Raw genomic sequence first — 20,983 nt, 5'->3', positions numbered from 1 at the left:
ACTGCCGCGACAAGCCCGCCCGGTTCGGCTCGCGGATCGGCCGGCTCGTCAGAGCGATCCGGTGCGCCAGGCGGTGACCAGGCGGTGGGCGATCGAACTGCGGTTGGGGATGTCGATCGTGCCTTCGGCGAGTTCGCGTTCCAGCCGTTCGCGGGTGAACCAGTCGGCGTAACTGATCTCGTAGCCGGTCGAGATCTCGGTTTCGGTCGTGTACGCAACGAACCCCAGCATCAACGAACGCGGGAACGGCCACGGCTGGCTGCCGAAGTAGCTGACCTCCCGCAGGCCGAGTCCGACCTCCTCGGCCATCTCCCGGTGCACGGCTTGTTCGGCCGACTCTCCGGTCTCGACGAAGCCCGCGAAGACGGAGACCCGCTTGCCCCAGCTGGACTGGCGGCCGAGCAGCAACCGGTCGTCGGGGTCGATGATCGCAACGATCACCGCTGGGTCGGTGCGCGGGAAGTACTCGTTGTGGCACTGCCGGCAGACCCGCATGAAGCCGGCCTTGAGAACCTCGCTCGGGGTGCCGCACCGCGGGCAGAACGGCTCGTTGCGATGCCAGTTGGTGATCGCGACGGCGGCGATCGCCACATCCCGGTGCGCATCGGGGAGGTTTGCGGCCACATCGCGCAGCGAGGCCGCCACCACCGTGCCCGAGCCGACGAATTGCGCGTCCTGCCACTCCATCGTGGTGACGAACCGCGGCGCGCCGTCGAGATGGCCGAGCAGGAAGTGGCGCTGGCTGTCGTAATCCCCGGTCGGGCGGATGAACCGGACGGCGTCGCCGGAAGGCGACACCGGGATGCGTCGTTCACTGTCGATCGGCAACAGCAGCGCGTCGTCGGACTGCCACAACTTGGGCACCCACTCGTTGCTGGTCAGCTGCTCCTCGACCCGGATCAGCCGGCTGGCAGCAGCCCAGTCCGCGGTCCCTGGCGGCGTGGGATCGGTCACGCGCTCAGGCTAGTGCAGCCTGCTGCGGGCTCGGCGACCGACCGGTCGCCGCCGACCGTCGCTCGGTGGCGGCGCTTACCGGTTCGGGCACTCCGGTCAGGGACGCTCGGGTACGGCTGTCAGGATCCGGTCCAACTCATCCTGATCCGCCAGCCGGTCGGGGCGGATGACCCGGTCCTCGGGAACCGAGTAGAAGACGGCATCGACCCGGTCGAGCGGCACACCGGTCAGCCCGGCCCAGGCGACCCGGTAGATCGCCAGCTGCAGCGGGTCGTGGCGCTCGCCGCGCGAGGTCTTCCAGTCGACGATCCGGAACCGAGGTCCATGCTCAGTCCCGTCGTGATCAGTCCCGGCATGATCATCCCCAGCATGATCATCGAGGCGGTAGACGGCATCGATCCGGCCCCGGATCACCCGTCCACGCAGCACGAGGGTAAAGGGCGCCTCCAGCGCGTACGGCTGCGAGTCACCGAACAGGCCGGACGCGAACTGCTCGCACAACTCGCGGAACTCGGCCTCACCATCGACATCGAGATCGGCGCGATCGGCCAGCTCGTCGGGATCGACCAGCTGCGGTTGGCCCAGCATCCGCGGCCCCAGACGCCGCTCGATCCACTGGTGGAACCTGGTGCCGAACCGTTGCCGGCGCGAGGGACGCCTCGGCATCGGCCGTGCCAGATCGGTGGCCAGACCCGTCGCATCGGCGCGTAGCTTGATCAACTCGGTCGCCGACATCGACTCCGGCAGGGCGACAGACGCTGCGCCGCGGCGCGCCGCCAGCGACTCAGCCAGTAGCCGATCGATGTCCGCGTCCCACGCGGCGACGGTCTCCTCGTCATCGAGCAGCAGCGGCTCGTCGGTGCCCGGAGCGTTCTCATACCTTCCGCTGGCGGCGTGCCGCTGCCGTGCCGACCGCACCATGTCCGCGGCGTGCCGACGACGGTCGAGAGACTCGGGATCGAGCGGCCGCGGCCACGGCACGGGCGGTGCCTGGGTGTCGTGCGGATTGACGTCACCCGGCGGCGGCGCCTGGGCAGCTACCCGATCCTGGCGGACGGCCTCGGCCATGATCACCTGGAGGTAGCGCGAGGGCTGTCGCGGCTTGACCAGCTCCGGGCGCCAGGTGTGCCCGCTGCCGACAAGCACCTTCCGGGCACGGGTCGCCGCTACGTAGGCGAGGCGGTCCTCGGCCAGGATCTGCTGGTCCTTGAGTCGCTGCTTGTACTCGGCGATGGCCGGGTTGGCGGCCTCTGCCAGTTGCGGAATGGACGCTCGGTCGCCCCGCAGGTCGGCCGGCAGCACTCCGGCGGCGGTCACCCAGTTGTCGGTGACCCGATCGCTGGGAAACGTGCCCTGCATCAGCGCAGGCAGGAACACCACATCCCATTCCAGGCCCTTGGCCTTGTGCATGGTGAGCAGCTTCACCGATTCCCGGTCGGTCGGCACCGCCTGTTCCAGCCCCACGCCGTGTTCTGCCTCGGCGCGCAGGTAGGCCAGCAGACCCGACAGCGAGGCCCGGCCGTCCACGTCGGCATAGTCGGCCACCGCATCGAGGAAGGCGCCCAGCTGATCGCGCCGCTGGGTTCGTCCGAAGGTCGGCGTTGCCAGCAGTTCGACGTCCAGGCCGAGGACGCCGACCACCCGGCGGCACAGGTCGAGCAGCGGTTCATCACAATGCCCGCGCAGATAACTCAGTTCGCCGGCGAACTGGGTGAACCGGTTCCGGGTCTCGGCGCTGAATCCGTCCCCGGGATCCTCGACCGCATCCAGCAGGCTGATCACCTCGGTCGGGTCGACATCGGACACCGCCTGCTCCAGCGCGCCGAGCAGGCCGCCGACCCCGGCGTCGAGGTCCTCGTCGGTTGGTCGACCATGATCATCGACCTGTGCCAGTTCGCGCGCCCGGCGGCCGAGTTGGGCAAGATCACGCGGTCCGACATTCCAGCGCGGTCCGCTGAGCAGCCTGATCAACTCGGGGTTGGCGGTGACGTCGTCGACCAACCGGAGGGTGCAGACCACGTCCATCACCTCCGGCAGACCGAGCAGACCGCCCAACCCGACGATCTCGGTCGGGATGTCGCGTCCGACGAGTTCGGCGTAGAGCGGGCCGATGTCAGCGTTGCGGCGAGTCAGCACGGCGATCTCGGACCACCGGTCGACGGTGCGGCGCTCCCGGGCGGCGATCACCTGGTCGGCGATCCAGCTCACCTCCTCCGCCCAGGTCTCGAAGGTCGCCGCCCGCACCTCGGCCGGGCCGGCCTCCGGCGGGGCGTTGAGCAGACCCAGTCCGCTTTCCCTGCCCTCGGAATTGCCCAGGGAGATCGTCTCGTCATCGCGCAGTGGCTCGGACAGCACGTTGGCGACGTCCAGGATCGTCTGCCCGCTGCGCCGGTTGACCGTCAAAGCGAAGCGGCGGCTGCGTCGCCCGTCGGCACGCGAGAACTGGTCGGCGAACTCGAGGATGTTGCTGGCCGCGGCGCCGCGCCAGCCGTAGATGGCCTGGAACGGGTCGCCCACCGCCGTCACCGGATGCCCGCGTCCGCTACCGACGTCAGGTCCGGAGAAAAGGCCGCGGAGCATGATCGCCTGGGCAGCCGAGGTGTCCTGGTATTCGTCGAGCAGGACGACCTTGAACTCCTCGCGCAACAAGGCCGACACCTCCGGCACCTGGGTCGCCAGCCGGGCGGCGACCGCCATCTGGTCGGCGAACTCGACCACCCCGAGCCGCTGCTTCAACGCCTGGTAGTCGTCGACCAGGCTGGCCAGTTCCAGGCGTTCGTCGATCGCGGCCAGCGCCCGCTTGACCTCGGCGTACCGCGCGCCGCGGTTGTTGACCGGCGCTGCCTCGAAGGCCAGTCTCCAGTGCCGGGCGTGCCGGTCGAGCGCCGAGGTGGCAACCAGGTGTTGTTGCAGATCGGAGTCCAGTTGCAGCACCCGTTCGGTGACTGTCTCCGGACGCAGCCGGGAGATCTGCTCGAAGGGGCCCGCTGCTGCCTCCACCACCCGGGAGGCCAGGCGGAACCGGGCAGCGCCGGTGATCATGGCGCTCTCCGATTCAACGCCGAGCCGCAACCCGTGTTCGGCGACCAGCCGGGCGGCGAACGCGTCGTAGGTCATGATCAACTGTTCGCCGGCCTCGTCGACGCCCTGTTCGTCGATCACCCCGGCCTTCAACAGCGCCGACCGGACACGGGAGGACAACTCGGCTGCTGCCTTGCGGGTGAAGGTCAGGCCGAGCACCTCCTCCGGCCTCACCTGCCCGGTACCGACCAGCCAGACAACGCGGGCAGCCATCACGGTGGTCTTGCCGGAGCCGGCACCGGCGATGATCACTCCTGGTTCCAGCGGCGCGGTGATGGCGGTCAACTGTTGCAGCGAGAACGGGATGCCCAGCGCCTCGATCAGATCCTCGGTCGATCCGAACCGGCGGACGCCCGCCGGGGCCACGGCTTCGGCGGTCACGAGACGACCTGCTTCCCCTCCGATTGGGCCGGGCAGCTGCCGCGGAACGGGCAGTACCGGCAGGCCGGACCGACTACGGCGTCGAACGACTCGGACCGTACGATCCGGGCTGCGTCGGCCAGCCGCTGGTGAACCCAGGTTGGATAACGGTCGCGGTCGTCGGGGTGCTCCGGCTCGACCGGGAAGGGCACATCGGACAATGCGGCCTGCTCGAACACCTTCGGCATCGTCCCGTCCCGATCGGGCAACCGGAGATAGACCAGCTCCGCACCCCCGGTCTCCGCCCCCGGTCCGGTGACCCCCGCGAAGGCGCCCTCGGCGACGGCCAGCTGGTAGACACCCAATTGATCTTGGACGGCGATGTCGGCCGCGGTCGGCGGACGCTTGCCGGTCTTGAAGTCGACGATCCTGATCCGGCCGAGCGCGTCGCGTTCCACCCGGTCCGCCGTACCGGTGAGCCGGACCTTCTCGTCGCCGAGTTCGATGTCGGTGCTGAACCGCACCTCGGTGCCGAGTAGCTCACGATCGGTCCGGAAGGACTGCCAGGCGACGAACCGCTCCAACGCGGACTCGGCCTCGATCCGTTCGGTCGCCGACAACCAGTTGGCGTCGAAGTCCAGCTGGTCCCAGACGGAGTCCAGATGGGCGGCGACGGTCTGGTCGTCGAGTTTCTGGGTCGCACCGTATTCGGCCAGGACGTGGACCACCGATCCGAAACTTGCAGCCGTACCTCGGACCGATTCCGCGCGGGCCTTGCGGGACAGGAACCACTGCCGCGGGCAGGCCAACAACTGGGCGAGTTGACTGCCCGACAGCTGCACGGGCGTATCCGGATTCTGCACCGGGCCTGCCGCCTCGCTGGGCGGGCGCATGCCCCACCAGCGGCCGGGACGGGCCGCGCCGGCCAGCGGCCGACCATGATCGTCTTCGGCGTCCGCCAGTCGCGCCAGTCGGGTCGCCGCCGCCTCCCGGAGCCGCGGCGGCGCGTCCGGGTCGACGCTGGTCCGTCGGAGGTCACCGATCAGCGCGGGCAGCGACAGCGGTCGTGCCGGTCTGCCCGCCAGCCGCCGCACGCTGACGCCGAGTTCGGTGATGAAGCGTGACGGTTGGTCGTTCTCGCCGTCCGTGCCCTCCACGGCGGTAACCACCAACCGGCGGGACGCCCGGGTGCAGGCGACGTAGAACAGCCGGCGTTCCTCGGCGATCCTGGCGGCCGGTGGCTGAGTCTGCGCCAGGCCGTGCCGGCTCAGCCGGTCGGCCTCCAGCAGCGAGCCGCGACGCCGGATGTCGGGCCAGCTGCCCTCCTGGACCGAGGCGACCACAACCAACGGCCACTGCAGGCCCTTGGCGCGGTGGGCGGTCAGCACCCGGACCGAGGATCCGCGGACGGCCGCTTCGTTGCGGGTGTCGGCGGGGATCTGCTGGCCCTCCACCTCGGCCAGGAAGCCGGTCACGCCGCGCAGGCCGGCGACTTCTTCCGACCGCCCGGCGATGTCGAACAGCGCAACCACCGCGTCAAGATCACGATTGGCCCGCTGTCCGGTGTCGCCGCCCAGCCTGGCCTCGGCGCGCAGCCGTTCCGGCCATTCGGTGCCGTCCCACAGCTCCCAGAGCGCTTCCTCAGCGGTCGCGCCTGCGGTGATCTGCTCCCCGACGTGACGCAGCAGGTCGGCCAGTGCGCGGGCGGCGGCAACCTCCGGAGCGTCGGGAAGATCATCGAGCCGGTTCGGATCCTGCAGCACTTCCTTGATCAACTCCGGCGACCGCCGGGGCAGCCCGGTGCCGCCGAGTTCCTCGCGTTGGGCGTTGCGGAGCATCCTGCCCAGTCGCCTGATCGCCATGCTGTCCAGACCACCCAGCGGGGAGCTGAGCAGGATCTGGGCCTCTTCCGCCTGCAGTGCGTCGATCCCCGCGGCGATGCGCAGGCCGAGCAGCAACGGCCGGGTCGCAAGTTCGGCGGCCAGCGGGATCTCGTCCCCGGCCACTTCGACGGGCACTCCGGCGGCGGTCAGCGCCCGGGTCAGGCCGGGAATCCGCTGGCGTCCGTGCCGGACCAGCACGGCCATCTCCGACCAGTCAAGACCGTCGTTGAGATGGGCCCGGCGCAGCAGGTCGGCGATGTGCTCGGCTTCGGCGCCGGCAGTGACGCAGGTGTACGCCTCTACCCCGCCGCGGTGAAGTCCCTCGGCTGCCACCGGACGCCGGAACGCCGCCAGTAGGGCGGCGGGCAACGCCCGCTGGATGCCAAGTCGATCGGCAAGTCCCCGGCTGGCCGCCTGCAGCGCGATGCCGCTGCGATGATTGGTCGGCAGGGCGATCACCCGGGCCGGCCGTCCGTCGACCGCGAACCGGTCGGGGAAGTCGAGGATCCCCCGTGCCTCGGCGCCGCGGAAGGCGTAGATCGACTGGTCGGGGTCACCGAAGACGACCACGTCGCGTCCGTCACCGGCGAGCTGGTGCAACAGCCGCACCTGAGCCGGGTCGGTGTCCTGGACCTCGTCGACCAGCACGCAATCGATCTCGCGTCGCAGCGTGCCGAGGACTGCTGGATCGGTGAGCAGGATCCGGCAGCGGTGAGTGAGCTCGGCGTAGTCGATCACTTCCTCGGCGTCCAGAACGTCAAGGTATTCGTCGAAGAACTCACCCGTCGCCGACCACTCCGGCCGGTCGGCGGCTTCGCCGGCCTCGACCAGGTCCTCGGGGTCCATGCCCAGTTGCCTCGCCTTGGCGAGGACTGCGCGGATCTCGGCGGCGAAACCGCGGGTGCCGAAGGCCCGGGAGACCGACTCCGGCCAGGACACGCGTCCGGACTGCAGGCTGCCCTCGAGCACCTCACGCACCCGGAATTCCTGTTCCGGGCCGGTCAGCAGTCGCGGGCCGACCCGATCGCCGGTGCTGGCCTCGGGATCGGCGAAGCGTCGGATCATCGCGTAACAGAAGCCGTGGAAGGTCATCGCCCGCGGACTGCTCGTCGAACCGCCGAGGCGCCCGGCGATCCGGACCCGCAGGTCGGCCGCGGCGCGGCGGGAGAAGGTCAGCGCCAGGACGTGCTCGGCGCCGTGGCGGCGGATCCGGTCCACGGCCGTCTCGATCAGGGTGGTCGTCTTCCCGGTCCCGGGTCCGGCGATCACCAGCAATGGTCCGCCGGCATGGTCGACCACCTGCTGCTGGACCGGGTCCAGGGCGATCTGGGGCTGTCGCGCCGGACGCCGTACCAACACATAACCCGATCGGCCTGGCGACCGATCGGACGAGATGTGATCAATGGGAGAGTGATTGGAAGGGTTCTGATCGGATCCGTCTTGATCGGCGGACTGGGCTGCATCGGGCGGAGGCACGCGCAGCAGCTCATCGGTCCGGATCACGCTCATGGGGCTATTGGAACATCTCCCACCGACAACCCGGGCGACGACCGGCGGCGCGCCCGGAAGTTCGGGTTCGGCCGGCTTCAGAACCGGCGATTCGCGATCACCGGGATCGACCTGCGCACCGCGGCGACCACGGCCGGGTCGAGGTCGGTGATCAACAACTCCGGCTCGGGCCCGGCGGCGGTGATCGCCGCGCCGGTCGGATCGATCGCGGCACTGTAGCCGACACCGGTCGGTGCCACGGTGGCTCCGACACCCGTCGTCGTCGGGTCCGCCTGGCCGACCGCCAGCAGGTAGCAGGTGCTGTCCAGTGCGCGAGCCTGGGTGAGCAGTTTCCACTGCTGCACCTTGCCGGGGCCGGCTCCCCAGGACGCCGAGACGATGATCACTTCGGCGCCGCGATCGGCGAGGGTCTGGTACAGGCCCGGGAACCGAACGTCATAGCACAGCGTCAGTCCGATCTTGGTCCCGCCGACCTCGATGATCACCGGCTGGTCCCCAGCAACGACAGTGTCCGACTCGGCGAAGCCGAAGGCGTCGAAGAGGTGGATCTTGTGATAGCTCGTCAGCCCGTCCGGCCCGGTGGCGACCAGGGTGTTGATCACCTTCTCCCGCCCGTCGGGACCTCGTTCCCCGCCCGGCGTGAAGATCCCGGCCACAACGGTCACGCCGTACGACCGGGCGATCCCGGTCAGCCGGGTCACCCAGGGACCGTCCAACGGCTCGGCGACGGTGTCCAACCGGTTGCCGAAGGCGCACATGGTCGCCTCCGGGAAGACCACCAACCCGGCACCGTCCGCGGCGGCCCGGCGGGCGTAGTCCTCGACCAGGTCGAGATTGGCCTGCGGGTCAGCGGAGCTGACCAGTTGACCGAGAGCTACGCGCATGGGCCTCCTGCCCGTGACGACTGGCGACGGAACGCCCATCATGCCATCCCGCCCTTGTCCACATCCGTACCCCGCAGACCGAGCATGAACAAGATCGCATCCAGGTACGGCACAGACACGGTGACCGCCGCCTGCTCCCGTACCGCGGGTTTGGCATTGAAGGCGATCCCCATGCCTGCGGCAGCAAGCATGTCCAGATCGTTGGCGCCGTCACCGACGGCGACCGTCTGGGACAGCGGAATGCCTTCTGAAGCAGCGATCTCGGCGAGCAGCTCGGCCTTCCGCGCCCGGTCGACGACGCCACCGAGGACTTCGCCGGTCAGCTGCCCGTCGACGATCTCCAGGGTGTTGGCGTAGGCGTGGTCGAGGCCGAGCTGGTCCTGCAACCAGCCGGTGAAGACGGTGAACCCACCGCTCACCACGGCGACGGCGTAGCCGAGTCTTCTCAGCGTCCGGACGAACGTGCGGGCACCCGGGGTCAGGCTGATCCGGCCGCGGACCCGGTCGATCGCGGCCTCGTCGAGTCCGCGCAACAATCGGACGCGCTCCCGCAGGGAACCTTCGAAATCCAGCTCCCCGCGCATTGCCCGCTCGGTGATCGCGACCACCTGGTCCGAACAGCCGGCCTCCTCGGCGAGCAGGTCGATCACCTCGTTCCTGATCAAGGTGGAGTCGACGTCCATCACCACCAGCCGCTTCGCCCGGCGCTCCAGACCCCCTGCCTGGACAGCGATGTCGATCCGCTGATCACGGGCGACCCGCACCAGTGACGAACGCATCGCGTCCACGTCTCCCGCGATCACTGCGAAGTCGTAGGCCGTCACCGGCTCGGTCGCCAGCCGGACGATGCGGTCGATCGTTCCCCCGGTGTCGGCCACGGCGCCGGAGACGGCTGCCAGTGCCGCCGGGCTCAGGTGCTCGCCCAACACTGTGATCGCGTGTCGCGGCAACATCGAGCGCCGGGAGATCGCCTCGACCTGCTCGAAGGCGACAGTCAGTTCGTTGGTGTGGCCCCAATAGAGGATGTCGCGGACCAGTCCTGAGTCCGCGCCATCGATGCGGGCCAGCACATCGAGGGTCAACCGCTCACGGACCACCAGTTGCTCCATGTCCTCGATCGCGGCTCCCGCCTGCGACAGCAGGGCGAGCAGGTCGTTGATCACTCGCGGCCGGTCCCTGCCTGACACCCTGATCAACAGGGGACGCCCGGTGTCGGCCGGGTGACGCGTCATCGGCCGAGCTCCCAGAGCAGGAGTTCGGACTCGCTGAGGGCGTTGACCGTCAGCGGCTCGGCACCGGTGAGCCGCACCGCGTCCCCTTCGCCCAGTTCGCCGATCTCCTGCACGGCCACCGTGCCGCGGGCGACGTACAGGTGGATCCGTACCTGCTGGGCCGGCAGTACGCGTCGGTCGCCGGGCTTCATGATCGTCACCCAGAAGGTCGAGTCGGCACTGTTGATCATGATCGCCGCGTCGGTCCGCGAACCGGAGGCTACCGGTAGCCAACCGGCAGCAAGATCATCGCGATCAAGTTCGCGCTGGTCGTAGGAGGGTATGAGGCCGGACTCGTCGGGAAGGATCCACATCTGCACGTAATCGGCCGGCTCGACGACCCGGGCCGGTTCCACCCGCCAACCGTCGGTCCCGCGGTAGGCATCGTTGCGCTCGGAATGCAGGATCCCGCTGCCGGCGCTCATCCGCTGGGCCAGCCCGGGATGGATGATGCCGGAATGCCCGCTCGAGTCCTGATGAACCAGTGCACCCGACAAGACCCAGGTGACGATCTCGGCGTCGGCGTGCGGATGGGTGTCGAAGCCGGTCCCCGCCGACACCAGCTCGTGGTTATGCACCACCAGCGGACCGAAGCCGACGTTGTCGGGGTCGTAGTGCGGTCCGAAGGAGAAACTGCTCCGTGATCGCAGCCAATCGGTACGGGTCTCGAACCGGCCGTCGGCACGGCGGATCTCGATCGTCGCTTCGGGCACGGGCCGATTCTCCCATGGAGCCGCTTCTGGGAGGATGCCAGCGTGCGCGATGAGTTCGTCGAGGCTGTGCTCAGTGCGGTCGAGTCGATTCCGGCGGGGCAGGTGGCCAGCTATGGCGACATCGCAGAGTTCGTCGGAGCAGGCGGTCCGCGTCAGGTCGGCAGCGTGATGTCGCACTACGGCGGCGCGGTCTGCTGGTGGCGGGTGGTCCGCGCCGACGGTAGACCCGCTGACGGTCTCCTCGATCGCGCCTTGGCCCTGCTCGCCGAGGACGGAGCGCCGATCCGCAACGGTCGCGTGGTGATGCGCGAGGCACGCTGGCACGGGCCCGTCTGAGACCGGTCCGGTGGGTTCGACTTCGGGTCGAACGTCCTGTTCAGGACACCGCGCGGGACACGCCTCGGTCCGGGGTTCCCACCAGTTCGATCTTGTGACAGGCTAGGCGTGCTGTTGCAAGTGCTCTGTGTCGTGGTAAGTGCTACGCCCGGTGACTTTTGCATGGGCCCCAAGACCCACCCGGGCTGGTGCCCGGCAGCGCTGGAGCCGTGAGGTGCGGTTCTGGATGCAAGATGCTAGGAGATGTATTCATGGCGCAGGGAACCGTCAAGTGGTTCAATGCCGAAAAGGGTTACGGCTTCATCGCCGTTGACGGCGGCGGCCCCGACGTATTCGTGCACTACAGCGCGATCGAATCGACCGGCTTCCGTACCCTGGACGAGGGCCCAGCGGGTGGAGTTCCAGACCACCCAGGGTCCGAAGGGTCCGCAGGCCGATCAGGTCCACGCGATCTGAGTCGCTAAACCACGCACGACGAAGCCCCCGGTCACTTCAGTGGCCGGGGGCTTTCGTCACGCGTACATCGTTGTTCCCGACCTCGGTACCGGCTCGACGTCACGCAGGTTTGAGCGGGTCGTGACCGATCCGCATCAGCCGGTGCCGCCACGCGGTCTGGCCGGCGGTGGGTTCAAGATCGACACCACGCTGGCTGCGAACCCGGTCGACGACCTTCTGCATGATCGCGACGTCGTCCGGGGTGACATCGGTACGTCGCTTGCCGAGGATGTGGACGACGTGCCGACCAAGATCGGCTTCGTCCTGTTCGGGTAGGCCTTCGCCGTGTTCGCCGGATGCCTCGACCAGCAGCCATTCCTCCAACTCCGCCGACGTCATGTTCACCACGGTGTGGAACTCCTCCCACAGGTCATCGCCGACCACCGACTCCGCCATTGCCTGATCCCTCCTCCGACCATCCGCTCGGGTTCCCTTGACCGGTATCCAGCCCACCTGCGGGCGAAACACCGCCAGAGCGGATTTCGGCCGATGCTTCTGATCGGGCGGTCCGAGGTCAGCGGTCCGGTTCAGTGGTTCGGAGTGGTTCGGAGTCAGTGGTTCGGAGTCAGTGCCGGCCGAGCACCTGGGAGACCCACCAGCGGCCGTGGCTGTCCTTGTAGGCGCCCAATCCGTAGCGGCGGAAGCTCTTGTGCAGGAGGTTCGCCCGGTGGCCTGGCGACCTCATCCAGGCTCGGGTGACCGCCTTGCCGGTGGGATAGCCGACGGCGATGTTCTCTCCGACCGACCTGAGATGGCAGGCCCGCAGAATGGGCCGCAGGTCCTGGTGTTCCAGCTGCTGGCGTTTCGCCATCCTGGCCGCCTGGGCCCCTGCGAAGCGGTCAAGACAGGACCCCCAGGTCAGCTTCACCAGACCGCGCGAGGTCCGCGCATGGTTGCTGGCCCGTGCTGCCGCCTGCTCGTAGGCGTGACCCATCGACGCCGCCCGTGCGGAGTCGACCGGGGCTGCCAGGATCGCCGCCAGGCCGAGGAGGGCGCTGCTGATCAGGCCTGCGATCAGCCGGCGACCGTGGGGTCGTCGATGTGAGCGGCCTGCTGGTGATCTCGACAGGGTCATCGGGAGAGTCATGGGGGTACCTCCTTCGGAGCCACCCACCGTCGCGTCCCGCACCCCGGGCGTCAAGCTCGGCCGGGCCAGATCATCTCGGCGGAACGTTCTGGTGTCCGAAGACGGGTCGACGCCCCGGAACCACGAGGTTCGCGGGGCGTCGAGACTGCAACGGTCGAAGCGACTGACCGGTCAGTACGCCGCCTGCGATGGATCGATCTGGGACACCCAGGCCGACACGCCACCGCCGACGTGTACCGCGTCCTTCAGCCCGGCGCCGTGCACCAGCGCCAGCACCTCGGCCGAACGGGTGCCGGCCTTGCAGTAGAGCACGACCTGCTTGTCCTGCGGCAGGCCGGCCAGCGCCGATCCGCTCTGGAACTCGCCCTTGGGGATCAACACGGAACCGGGGATGTTGTTGATCTCCCGTTCGACCGGCTCCCGGACGTCGATCAACTCGAAGTTCCGCTCGCCCTTGTCACGGGCGTCCAGCCACTCCTTGAGCTGCTGCACGCTGATCGTGTTGCCGGCGACGGCCTCGGCCGCCTCGTCGGTGATCGCACCGCAGAAGGCGTCGTAGTCGATCAACTTCTCGATCGGGTCGGCGTCGGGATCCTTGCGCAGCTTGAGAGTCTTGTAACTCATCTCCAGCGCGTCATAGACCATCAGCCGGCCGAGCAGCGGCTCGCCGATGCCGGTGATCAACTTGATCGCCTCGGTGACCATGATCGAGCCGATCGACGCGCACAGCACCCCGAGAACGCCACCCTCCGCGCAGGAGGGCACCATGCCGGGTGGCGGCGGAACCGGGTAGAGATCGCGGTAGTTGGGGCCGTACTGGTCCCAGAACACCGAGACCTGACCCTCGAAGCGGAAGATCGAACCCCACACGTACGGCTTGCCCAGCAGCACGGCGGCGTCGTTGACCAGATACCGGGTGGCGAAGTTGTCGGTGCCGTCCAGGATCAGGTCGTAGCCCTTGAAGATGTCCAGGACGTTGTCGTTGTCCAGCCGCACATCGTGGGTGATCACGTTGACCAGCGGGTTGACCTCGGCGATCGACTCCTTGGCCGACTGATTCTTGGGCTTGCCGATGTCGGACTGGCCGTGAATGACCTGGCGCTGCAGATTCGACTCGTCAACCGTGTCGAAGTCGACCACCCCCAGCGTGCCGACGCCGGCCGCGGCCAGGTAGAGCAGTGCGGGGCTGCCGAGGCCACCGGCCCCGATCACCAACACCCGCGCATTCTTCAGCCGCTTCTGACCGATCATGCCGACATCGGGGATGATCAGGTGGCGGCTGTACCGCTCCACCTCTTTCTGGGTCAGCTCCTCGGCTGGTTCGACCAGCGGTGGTAGGGCCACCATTCCTCCTGCACGTTGTGAGCGTGGACCGCCATGAGCGGCGACCATCCGATCTTCGTTGCCAACATGCCACCGCGGACAACTATTCCGCCATCCGGACGGGGTCGTGACGGTTCGCGGCTTACCGGTGGACGCCACCTCACGCGCACCGGACCTGTCCGCCACCGGGCGCGGGGCGCGCCGGATTCGGCGGGCACGGAAGGTGGCGGTTCGCGCTATACGATTCTGCAATGGCCACGAACATGACGCGGATGCCGCGGGAGCAGCGCCGCGCCCAACTCCTCGACGCGGCCAGTCAGGTCTTCACCCGGAAGGGTTATCACGCAGCCGCGATGGACGACATCGCCGAGGCCGCGGGAGTCAGCAAACCGGTGCTGTATCAGCACTTCAACTCCAAGCTCGACCTCTATCTGGCGCTGTTGGACCAGGCCTGCGACCGGCTGGTCGACCTGGTCAGCGAGGCACTGGCGACCACCGACGACAACGCCGAACGGGTGGTCGCGACGATGACCGCCTTCTACGACATGGTGTCCAGCGAGCGCGCCGAGTTTCGGCTGATCTTCGAGTCGGATCTGACCGGTGAGTCGGCGGTCGAGGAGCGGATCTGGCAGGTCAACAACGACATCGCCGACCGGATCGCCGCGGTCATCGCCGACGACACGGGTCTGGGCTGGGACCAGTCGAAGTTGCTGGCCATCTCCCTGGTCGGGATCGGCCACGTCAGCGCCCGGTATTGGGTGACGGCCGGTCCCGTGCCCGTCGCCGAGGCGCGGCAACTCGTCAGCAATCTCGCCTGGCGTGGTATCAGTGGCTTCCCACTCACCGAGCAGGCCGGACTGCATCATGGGCATCGTTCGAGCCGACCGGCGCATCAGGAGGAGCCATGACCAGCAGGACGGCCGATCCGAACGGGCAGCATCCGGACCAGCAGCACCATGCAGACCAGCCGCCTGCCGTGCCGGACAGTCCTGTCACCCGAGCGATCGCCGAGGCGAACATCTGGGCGGTCGAGTTGGCGGTGGACAAGGACTGGTACTCCGAGCAGGAGGGCACGGCGCCGCTGCCCTCCGCCGGCCCGGTGCTCATCGCGCTGCGCACGCCCAACGCCTTGATCGGCCGCCGCTCCCCCAGCCAGAACCCGACGCCGGACATCGACTGCGGGGAGGACGGCGGGGTCAGCCGTCGTCAGGCGCAACTGTCCACCGACGGCAGACGGTGGTGGATCGAGGACCTCGGCTCGGTCAACGGCACCTACTTGCGGACCCTGGACGAGCAGGACGACGGCGCCGGGCTTCCCGATGCCCCGATCGAGATCGGCGTCCGGCACCTCGTCGGGCCGTACGACCGGATCTATCTCGGTGCCTGGACCCGGCTCACCCTTCTGCCGCCGATGGATGCCCGGACCGAAGCTCTCTGAGCCGGAGTTCGACGACCAACTACGCTGATTGCCGGGCCCGTACGGGCCGGTGAATGCACAGGAGGAAGTAGTGGAGATCAAGGTCGGCATCCAGCACATCAACCGTGAGGTCGTGTTGGAGGTCACGCAGTCGGCGGCGGAGGTCGAAGAGGCCGTCAACGATGCCTTCACGGCGTCCGATCCCGCCAAGGCCGTCCTGGTGCTGACCGACGAGCACGGTCGCAAGGTGCTGATCCCGTCGGACAAGATCGGATACGTCGACATCGGCGAGGAGAACGGCCGGCGCGTCGGTTTCGGCGCCGTCTGAACCCTCGGGCTCTTCCGAGCCCTGATGCTGCGCCGGATCAGCGACGATAGGCGGCGGCCTGGATGCCGTACAGCTCGGCGTACAGGCCGTCGGCTGCCATCAGCTCCCGGTGCGAACCGGCCTCGACCAGCCGGGCGCCCTGCAGCACCAGGATGAGGTCGGCCATCCGGACCGTGGAGAACCGGTGCGACACCAGGACGGTGATCCGGCCGTCGGACTCGCCGGTCCTCGCCTGCCGGGCGAAGGATTCGAACAGCCCATGTTCGGTCTCGGCGTCGAGTGCCGCGGTCGGCTCGTCCAGGATCTGCAACAGTGTCCCGTCGCGCATGAAGCCGCGGGCCAGCGCCAGTTTCTGCCACTGCCCGAAAGACAGATCGACGCCCGCATCCCAGGTCGGCCCGAGCTGGGTGTCAAGACCCTGCGGCAGTCGCTCCACCACGTCGCCGGCGCCGGCCCGCGCGACCGCGGTGCCTACCGCGGCCCGATCCGCCGACCGGGGCAGGTCGCCGACGCCGATCGCCTGCTGTGCGGCCAGTTCGAAGCTGAAGAAGTCCTGATACGCACCGGTCAGCCGGCTCCGCCATGACGTGGCGGGCAACTGTTGAAGATCAACTTCGTCGACGACGATCCGACCGTTCGTCGGTGGGTAGAAGCGCGACAGCAGCTTCATCAGGGTCGACTTCCCGGCTCCGTTCTCCCCGACCACGGCGACCACCGATCCGGCCGGCAGGTGCACCGAGATGTCCTCCAACGCGTACCGCTCGGCCCCCGGATAGCGGAACGACACGTTCTCGAACGTGATGCCGCGTTCCAGCCGCGCCGGCACAGTTCCGGTCGCCCGGTCTGCGTGGCCGGAGGCGTACGACTCCAGCCAGGTGAGCCGCTGGGAGGCATCGAGGCACATCCGCAGGAAGTCGGTGTTGCCCGCCGTCATCGCGACGTACTGGGACAACCGGCTCCCGGCAGTGACGATCAACAGCACGTCTGCGGCGCTGCCGTGCAGCACCGTCGCGGTGATCACGATCGCAGCCAGGTAGGCGACAGCGAAGATCGCCCAGCACGCCGCCTGCCAGCCGGCCGACGCCCACCTGGTCCTGGCCATCGGCCGGTACCAGGACTCCCAGGCGAGCCGGCGACGCCTCACCAGATCTGCCCCGATCCCCCAGATCCGCACCTCCTTCGCGGCCTGCTGGGTCGTGCCGATCGTGAACAGATGGCGGTGCCTGCGCTCCTGGGGCGCGACCTTTTCGGTCACCTGCTGGGTGATCGCCGAGCGGCGGCTTGACACCCAGACCGTCGGCGCCGCGAAGATCACCATCAGCGTCAGTGCCGGGTGGACGCCGGCCACCAGCCCGAGGGTGATTGCCAACCGCACCGCCGAACCGATCACGCTGAACAGCGCGAGGTACAGGTGATCAAGTTGCCACACCTGCTCCTTCAGGACGCTCAACCGGTCCAGATACTCCGGCCGCTCCTGGTGCTCGATTGTCGGCACCCGCGCCTGCAACCGGGCGACATGACCTTCCAGGTACGCACCGACCCGCAGCCGGAAGGTGCGCTGGATCCGCGATGCAACGGTTTGCAACAACCACGAGGCGACCGTGGACGCCGCCAGGCCGAAGCAGCCGATGATGATCATCGACGAGTTCCGGTCGGCAACGCCGGCGCCCAGCAGCATGAGCCAGACCGCGTACAGACTGTCCGGTACGGCTTCCAGCAATGCCATGCCCAGCGACAGGATGATCAGCCGAGGCTCGGCCTGATAGGCCAGTTGCATCGACCGTGCCAACGTCCGCATCGGACCCGGCAGCTTCTCCGCGCCGGGTGCTTCGGTGATCGCCGTCGACCTCATCCGGTGGCCTCCGGTCGCCGTTGGTGATCACCGGCTGCGTCGTCGTCGAACCGGGAGGCCTGCAGATCGAACATCGTGCGATACCGGCCGCCGAGAGCCATCAACTCGTCATGGCTGCCGTGCTCGATCACCCGGCCGTGTTCGATCACACAGATCCGATCGGCATGGCGGACGGTCGAGAAGCGGTGGGAGACCAGGATCGTGGTGAGGCCCTGGGTCGCCCGCAGGATGCGTTCGAACACCTCTGCCTCGCCCCGGACGTCAAGCTGGGCGGTCGGCTCGTCCAGGATGATCAACTTCGCTCCGGTGGAGACCTTGGCCAGCGCCCGGGCCAGCGCGACCCGTTGCCACTGCCCGCCGGAGAGGTCGGTACCGCCGGAATACTGCTTGGAGAGGACGGTGTCCAGGGTGGCCAGTCCGGCAGCACCGGCACTGTCCAACGCCTCCATGATCACCGGGTCGGGAACGCCGTTCGGCGCGACGTTGTCCCGCAGCGGCAGTTGGTAGCGGACGAAGTCCTGGAACGCGGCAGCCACCTGACCACGCCAGCCGCTGGGATCGAGGTCACGAAGATCGACTCCGTCGACGGTGATCCGGCCGGAGGTCGGGTCGTACAGCCGGGCCAGCAGCTTGACCAGCGTCGTCTTGCCGGCGCCGTTCTGGCCGACGATCGCCAGCGACCGTCCGGCCTCGATGGTCAGGTCGAGGCCCTCGAGGATCGGGCCGGAACCATGCGGATAGCCGAATGCGACGTTCTCGAAGCGGATCTGTTGGCTCGGCAGTCCGGCGGCCGCTCCGGCCCCGGCCGGCAGGCCACCGATCCGCTGCATCCGCTGCAACAGGCCGTTGACCAGCGGCACCGGGCGTGCTGCGTCTGCCAACCACCAGTCGAATTCCAGGGTGGCCAGCGCCCCGACCCCCATCGCGGTGCCGGCGTAGGCAACCAGCCGGGACAGTCCCAGATCACCGGAAATCGCCGCCCGGGCCAGCGCTCCGAAGACGATGCCGTTGCCGATCACCAGCGCCAGCAGGGACAGGCCGACGGACCGCTCGCGCATCCGGAAGGCCTGGAGCGCGAGTGCCAGCAATTTCCCGCGGCGATCATTGAACCGTTCGGCGACCCAGTCGGACAGGCCGAAGAGGCGGATCTCCTTGGCGGCCGGAGTGTCGACCGCCATCCGATAGGCGTACTCGGCGTGCCGTTGATGATCTTTGATCTCGGCAGAGCCCCAGTCCTTCCAGGCGACACTGTCGCGCAACAGCAGGTGCGGTGACAGCCAGACGATCAATAGCAACAGTCCTGCCCACCAGGCGAAGCCGCAGACAACAAGGGCGGACATGATGCCGGCGCCGAAGCTGGCGAAGCCGGAACCGATCTGCGGCGTCGCGTCGCGCATCCGGACCGAGGTCAGTCCAAGATCGAAATCCCGCGCCAGGCTGAAGTCGGCCGCAAGCTCGGGGTCCTCCAGATGGGCGATGCCGGCGGGGGTTGTGGTGGCGACCATCAGGCGGTCCTGGAGCGTTGCGCTGGCCCGATCGCCCAGGTTGCCCGCCAGCTGGGTGTGCAGCGGGCCCAACGTCTGCATCGCGACGAACAGCAGACCGACGGTTGCCAGTGGGGCCAGCAGCGACTCCTTGGCGCCGACGGCGCCGACCAGCCACCCGGTCGAGACCGCGAGTGCCGGCGGCACGACGGCCCGCAGCACCACCAACGACCACCAGACGGTGGCCAGTCCGCGGTCTGCCGACCACAGGCAGCCGAACAGGAACTGCCACTCCGGCGAAGTCCGGATCCGACGCCACCAGGACACGAGCCGGTCAGTTCCCCGACTGTGGCGCCGCCAGGGGCGCCGCGAGGGTCATGCCGTTGCCGTCGGCATCGCTCACGCTCGCCTCCCGCACACCCCACGGCGCGTCGGCCGGTTCCTGGGTGACCTTGAACCCGAAGGTCCGGAGCCGGCTGACCGCGGCATCGACATCATCGACGACGAAGTTGCCCAGATACTGCCCGGGAGCGGACTGTTCGGTCGCCGGGTGCAGCAACAACCACGCGCCACCCGGGTGGCCCTTGGTCGGCAGCCGGAACTGCACGTGGTCGTCATCGGCCCACTCCCTGACGAGGCCCAACGCCTCCTCGTACACCCGCGCGGACGTCCGGACGTCGGCCACGAACACCACGATCCCGTCGAAGGTCAATCTCATCTCGCCCCTCATCTCGTTTGCGTCTTGCGCATTGCGCATACTAGTCGTGTGAGCACACAGTTGCCAGAGTTCGTCGCCGCCGCCCGGCCGCGCCCGGTGTTGCGGGTCGCGGATCCCAGCCTTGCCGCAACGGTGCCGAACGCGATGCTGTTGGTGGATTACGCACTGCACCAGAACGCCACACCGAGCGCGGAGCTGGCGGCGCTCGCCCAGGGGTTGCCGACGGAGCTGGTCGAGTCGAGCCGCACGATTCGTGTGGCGCTGGCTCACGGCGCGGTGCTGCGTGCGGTGTTGTTGCATCAGCTGCCGGCCGGGCATCCCGGACACCACGACTGGGCGCCATTGCGCAGCACTGTCGCCGAGTGGTCCGATGCCTTCGTGAACGCCGTGATCGACCACGGCATCGACTCCAACCTGCGGTGGGAGCATCCCGAACTCGGCCCCGGGCCGAGTGCTGCCTCCCTCGTCCCGGTCGCCGAACCCAGCCGACTGGTACGCCACCGCGGAGCGGAGGTCCTGCGCAGCTGGCGCACCCCCGACGCCGACGAGCGGGCGGCTGAACTGCTCGATCCGGCCGGCCTGAGGACGGCCCTGCTCGACCTGCTGGACGCGATCTGGGACGGCTGGCTCGGCTCGGAATGGGCCGACCAGCTGCCCAGGCTGCGAGCAGCAGTCGGTGACACGCCGGCGCCACCGCCAGGTTGCAGCCCGACGCAATGGATCAGTCTGGTCACCGGGCTGCAACCGGACCCGTCCTACGCAGGGGCCGCCGAGCAGGCGTCCGAACTGGTGATCATGCCGTCGGTCGGGCTCGGCCGCAGCCTTTCACTGTTCACCGACCGGACGACCTGGGTGCTCTACACACCGCAGCCGGGCCCGGACCCGGCCGCCGACCACCGGAGGACGGGCATCTCCATCGGTCGACTCGGCCAGCTCGCCCCCAGCGTCACCGCCCTGGGTGACAAGACCAGACTGGCCCTCGTCCTGCATCTCCTTGATCATGGGCCGCTCACCATGCAACAACTCGCCGACGCCCTCGAGGTCCACCAGAGCACCATCTCAAGGCAGGTCACCGTGCTGCGCAAGGCCGGCATCGTGATCATCCGCGATGACCGGCGGGTCGAGGTCGACCGCGCGGTGATCCGTACGACGGCCGAGACCCTGTTGGCGACGCTGGAATGATGCGGACCAGATCAGGTCGGACGGGTCAGGCGGGACGGGTCAGGCTGGACGGATCAGGGGCACGGGATCAGCCGGGACGGATCAGCCGGGACGGGTCAGGGGCACG

General features: G+C 68.6%; 17 protein-coding genes and 1 pseudogene. 6 read left to right on the top strand and 12 right to left on the bottom strand.

Annotated features, from left to right (window positions below):
* Positions 1 to 48: 48 nt before the first annotated feature.
* The 6 genes from nudC to GJV80_RS04595 all read right to left on the bottom strand — a co-directional run bounded on the left by nudC (position 49) and on the right by GJV80_RS04595 (position 10,655).
* Positions 49 to 954, bottom strand: a complete 906-nt coding sequence (gene nudC / locus GJV80_RS04620; protein ID WP_154686882.1) for an NAD(+) diphosphatase — start codon at positions 952 to 954, stop codon at positions 49 to 51.
* Between the two features lie 96 nt (positions 955 to 1,050).
* Entirely contained in the window at positions 1,051 to 4,416 is a 3,366-nt protein-coding gene (locus GJV80_RS04615; RefSeq protein WP_305070111.1) for an ATP-dependent DNA helicase, read from the bottom strand.
* Entirely contained in the window at positions 4,413 to 7,787 is a 3,375-nt protein-coding gene (locus GJV80_RS04610) for an ATP-dependent DNA helicase (RefSeq protein WP_154686881.1), read from the bottom strand. The genes GJV80_RS04615 and GJV80_RS04610 overlap by 4 nt, the downstream gene beginning before the upstream one ends.
* A gap of 77 nt (positions 7,788 to 7,864) precedes the next feature.
* On the bottom strand, positions 7,865 to 8,671 hold the full coding sequence (locus GJV80_RS04605) for a carbon-nitrogen hydrolase family protein (protein ID WP_154686880.1): 807 nt from the start codon (positions 8,669 to 8,671) through the stop codon (positions 7,865 to 7,867).
* A 38-nt stretch (positions 8,672 to 8,709) separates the two neighbouring features.
* A complete protein-coding gene (gene serB / locus GJV80_RS04600; protein WP_154686879.1) occupies positions 8,710 to 9,903 on the bottom strand; it encodes a phosphoserine phosphatase SerB in 1,194 nt (397 codons plus the stop codon).
* Complete coding sequence (locus GJV80_RS04595) at positions 9,900 to 10,655, bottom strand: pirin-like bicupin family protein (protein WP_154686878.1); 756 nt, start codon at positions 10,653 to 10,655, stop codon at positions 9,900 to 9,902. The genes serB and GJV80_RS04595 overlap by 4 nt, the downstream gene beginning before the upstream one ends.
* Before the next feature lie 42 nt (positions 10,656 to 10,697).
* Between GJV80_RS04595 and GJV80_RS04590 the strand changes: the two genes are divergently transcribed.
* Together GJV80_RS04590 and GJV80_RS04585 are read left to right on the top strand one after the other, a co-directional pair.
* Positions 10,698 to 10,991: an MGMT family protein gene (locus tag GJV80_RS04590; RefSeq protein ID WP_230208135.1), complete on the top strand. Its 294-nt coding sequence runs from the start codon at positions 10,698 to 10,700 to the stop codon at positions 10,989 to 10,991.
* Between the two features lie 251 nt (positions 10,992 to 11,242).
* A pseudogene (locus GJV80_RS04585) lies at positions 11,243 to 11,447 on the top strand (cold-shock protein).
* A 99-nt stretch (positions 11,448 to 11,546) separates the two neighbouring features.
* Here GJV80_RS04585 and GJV80_RS04580 read toward each other — a convergent pair.
* From GJV80_RS04580 to moeZ, 3 genes are all read right to left on the bottom strand, one after another.
* Positions 11,547 to 11,882 (bottom strand): DUF3140 domain-containing protein, encoded by a 336-nt coding sequence (locus tag GJV80_RS04580; protein WP_154686876.1) that lies wholly within the window; start codon positions 11,880 to 11,882, stop codon positions 11,547 to 11,549.
* 169 nt (positions 11,883 to 12,051) lie between these two features.
* Positions 12,052 to 12,573 (bottom strand): CAP domain-containing protein, encoded by a 522-nt coding sequence (locus GJV80_RS04575; protein WP_154686875.1) that lies wholly within the window; start codon positions 12,571 to 12,573, stop codon positions 12,052 to 12,054.
* 171 nt (positions 12,574 to 12,744) lie between these two features.
* Entirely contained in the window at positions 12,745 to 13,920 is a 1,176-nt protein-coding gene (gene moeZ, locus GJV80_RS04570) for an adenylyltransferase/sulfurtransferase MoeZ (RefSeq protein ID WP_230208134.1), read from the bottom strand.
* Positions 13,921 to 14,147: 227 nt separating this feature from the next.
* Between moeZ and GJV80_RS04565 the strand changes: the two genes are divergently transcribed.
* From GJV80_RS04565 to GJV80_RS04555, 3 genes are all read left to right on the top strand, one after another.
* Positions 14,148 to 14,804 carry a TetR/AcrR family transcriptional regulator gene (locus tag GJV80_RS04565; RefSeq protein WP_230208133.1) on the top strand — a complete coding sequence of 219 codons (657 nt, stop codon included), beginning with the start codon at positions 14,148 to 14,150 and terminating at the stop codon, positions 14,802 to 14,804.
* Entirely contained in the window at positions 14,801 to 15,334 is a 534-nt protein-coding gene (locus tag GJV80_RS04560) for an FHA domain-containing protein (RefSeq protein WP_154686873.1), read from the top strand. The genes GJV80_RS04565 and GJV80_RS04560 overlap by 4 nt, the downstream gene beginning before the upstream one ends.
* 70 nt (positions 15,335 to 15,404) lie before the next feature.
* Entirely contained in the window at positions 15,405 to 15,641 is a 237-nt protein-coding gene (locus GJV80_RS04555; RefSeq protein WP_154686872.1) for a DUF3107 domain-containing protein, read from the top strand.
* A 37-nt stretch (positions 15,642 to 15,678) separates the two neighbouring features.
* On the opposite strand, the gene GJV80_RS04550 is transcribed toward GJV80_RS04555, so the two are convergent.
* From GJV80_RS04550 to GJV80_RS23120, 3 genes are read right to left on the bottom strand one after another with little or no spacing between them, the layout of a single operon-like run.
* A complete protein-coding gene (locus tag GJV80_RS04550; RefSeq protein ID WP_154686871.1) occupies positions 15,679 to 17,493 on the bottom strand; it encodes an ABC transporter ATP-binding protein in 1,815 nt (604 codons plus the stop codon).
* Positions 17,490 to 19,304 (bottom strand): ABC transporter ATP-binding protein, encoded by a 1,815-nt coding sequence (locus tag GJV80_RS04545; protein ID WP_154686870.1) that lies wholly within the window; start codon positions 19,302 to 19,304, stop codon positions 17,490 to 17,492. The genes GJV80_RS04550 and GJV80_RS04545 overlap by 4 nt, the downstream gene beginning before the upstream one ends.
* Positions 19,305 to 19,311: 7 nt before the next feature.
* Entirely contained in the window at positions 19,312 to 19,695 is a 384-nt protein-coding gene (locus GJV80_RS23120) for a VOC family protein (protein WP_195909158.1), read from the bottom strand.
* Between the two features lie 48 nt (positions 19,696 to 19,743).
* Here GJV80_RS23120 and GJV80_RS04535 point away from each other — a divergent pair, with 48 nt between their 5' ends.
* On the top strand, positions 19,744 to 20,877 hold the full coding sequence (locus tag GJV80_RS04535) for a helix-turn-helix transcriptional regulator (protein ID WP_154686869.1): 1,134 nt from the start codon (positions 19,744 to 19,746) through the stop codon (positions 20,875 to 20,877).
* Positions 20,878 to 20,983: the final 106 nt, after the last annotated feature.

Source organism: Microlunatus sp. Gsoil 973, assembly GCF_009707365.1.
Taxonomy (GTDB): domain Bacteria; phylum Actinomycetota; class Actinomycetes; order Propionibacteriales; family Propionibacteriaceae; genus Microlunatus.
The sequence above is the reverse complement of the archived record's forward strand: the minus strand, read 5'-3'. Positions and strand labels throughout refer to the sequence as shown.

Excerpts from the sequence above, each read along its gene's own strand:
- GJV80_RS23120 (WP_195909158.1), bottom strand. The coding sequence starts at position 19,695 with ATGAGATTGACCTTCGACGGGATCGTGGTGTTCGTGGCCGACGTCCGG.
- GJV80_RS04565 (WP_230208133.1), top strand. The coding sequence starts at position 14,148 with ATGGCCACGAACATGACGCGGATGCCGCGGGAGCAGCGCCGCGCCCAA.
- GJV80_RS04580 (WP_154686876.1), bottom strand. The coding sequence starts at position 11,882 with ATGGCGGAGTCGGTGGTCGGCGATGACCTGTGGGAGGAGTTCCACACC.
- GJV80_RS04605 (WP_154686880.1), bottom strand. The coding sequence starts at position 8,671 with ATGCGCGTAGCTCTCGGTCAACTGGTCAGCTCCGCTGACCCGCAGGCC.
- GJV80_RS04610 (WP_154686881.1), bottom strand. The coding sequence starts at position 7,787 with ATGAGCGTGATCCGGACCGATGAGCTGCTGCGCGTGCCTCCGCCCGAT.
- GJV80_RS04560 (WP_154686873.1), top strand. The coding sequence starts at position 14,801 with ATGACCAGCAGGACGGCCGATCCGAACGGGCAGCATCCGGACCAGCAG.
- GJV80_RS04575 (WP_154686875.1), bottom strand. The coding sequence starts at position 12,573 with ATGACTCTCCCGATGACCCTGTCGAGATCACCAGCAGGCCGCTCACAT.
- GJV80_RS04550 (WP_154686871.1), bottom strand. The coding sequence starts at position 17,493 with ATGAGGTCGACGGCGATCACCGAAGCACCCGGCGCGGAGAAGCTGCCG.
- serB (WP_154686879.1), bottom strand. The coding sequence starts at position 9,903 with ATGACGCGTCACCCGGCCGACACCGGGCGTCCCCTGTTGATCAGGGTG.
- moeZ (WP_230208134.1), bottom strand. The coding sequence starts at position 13,920 with ATGGTGGCCCTACCACCGCTGGTCGAACCAGCCGAGGAGCTGACCCAG.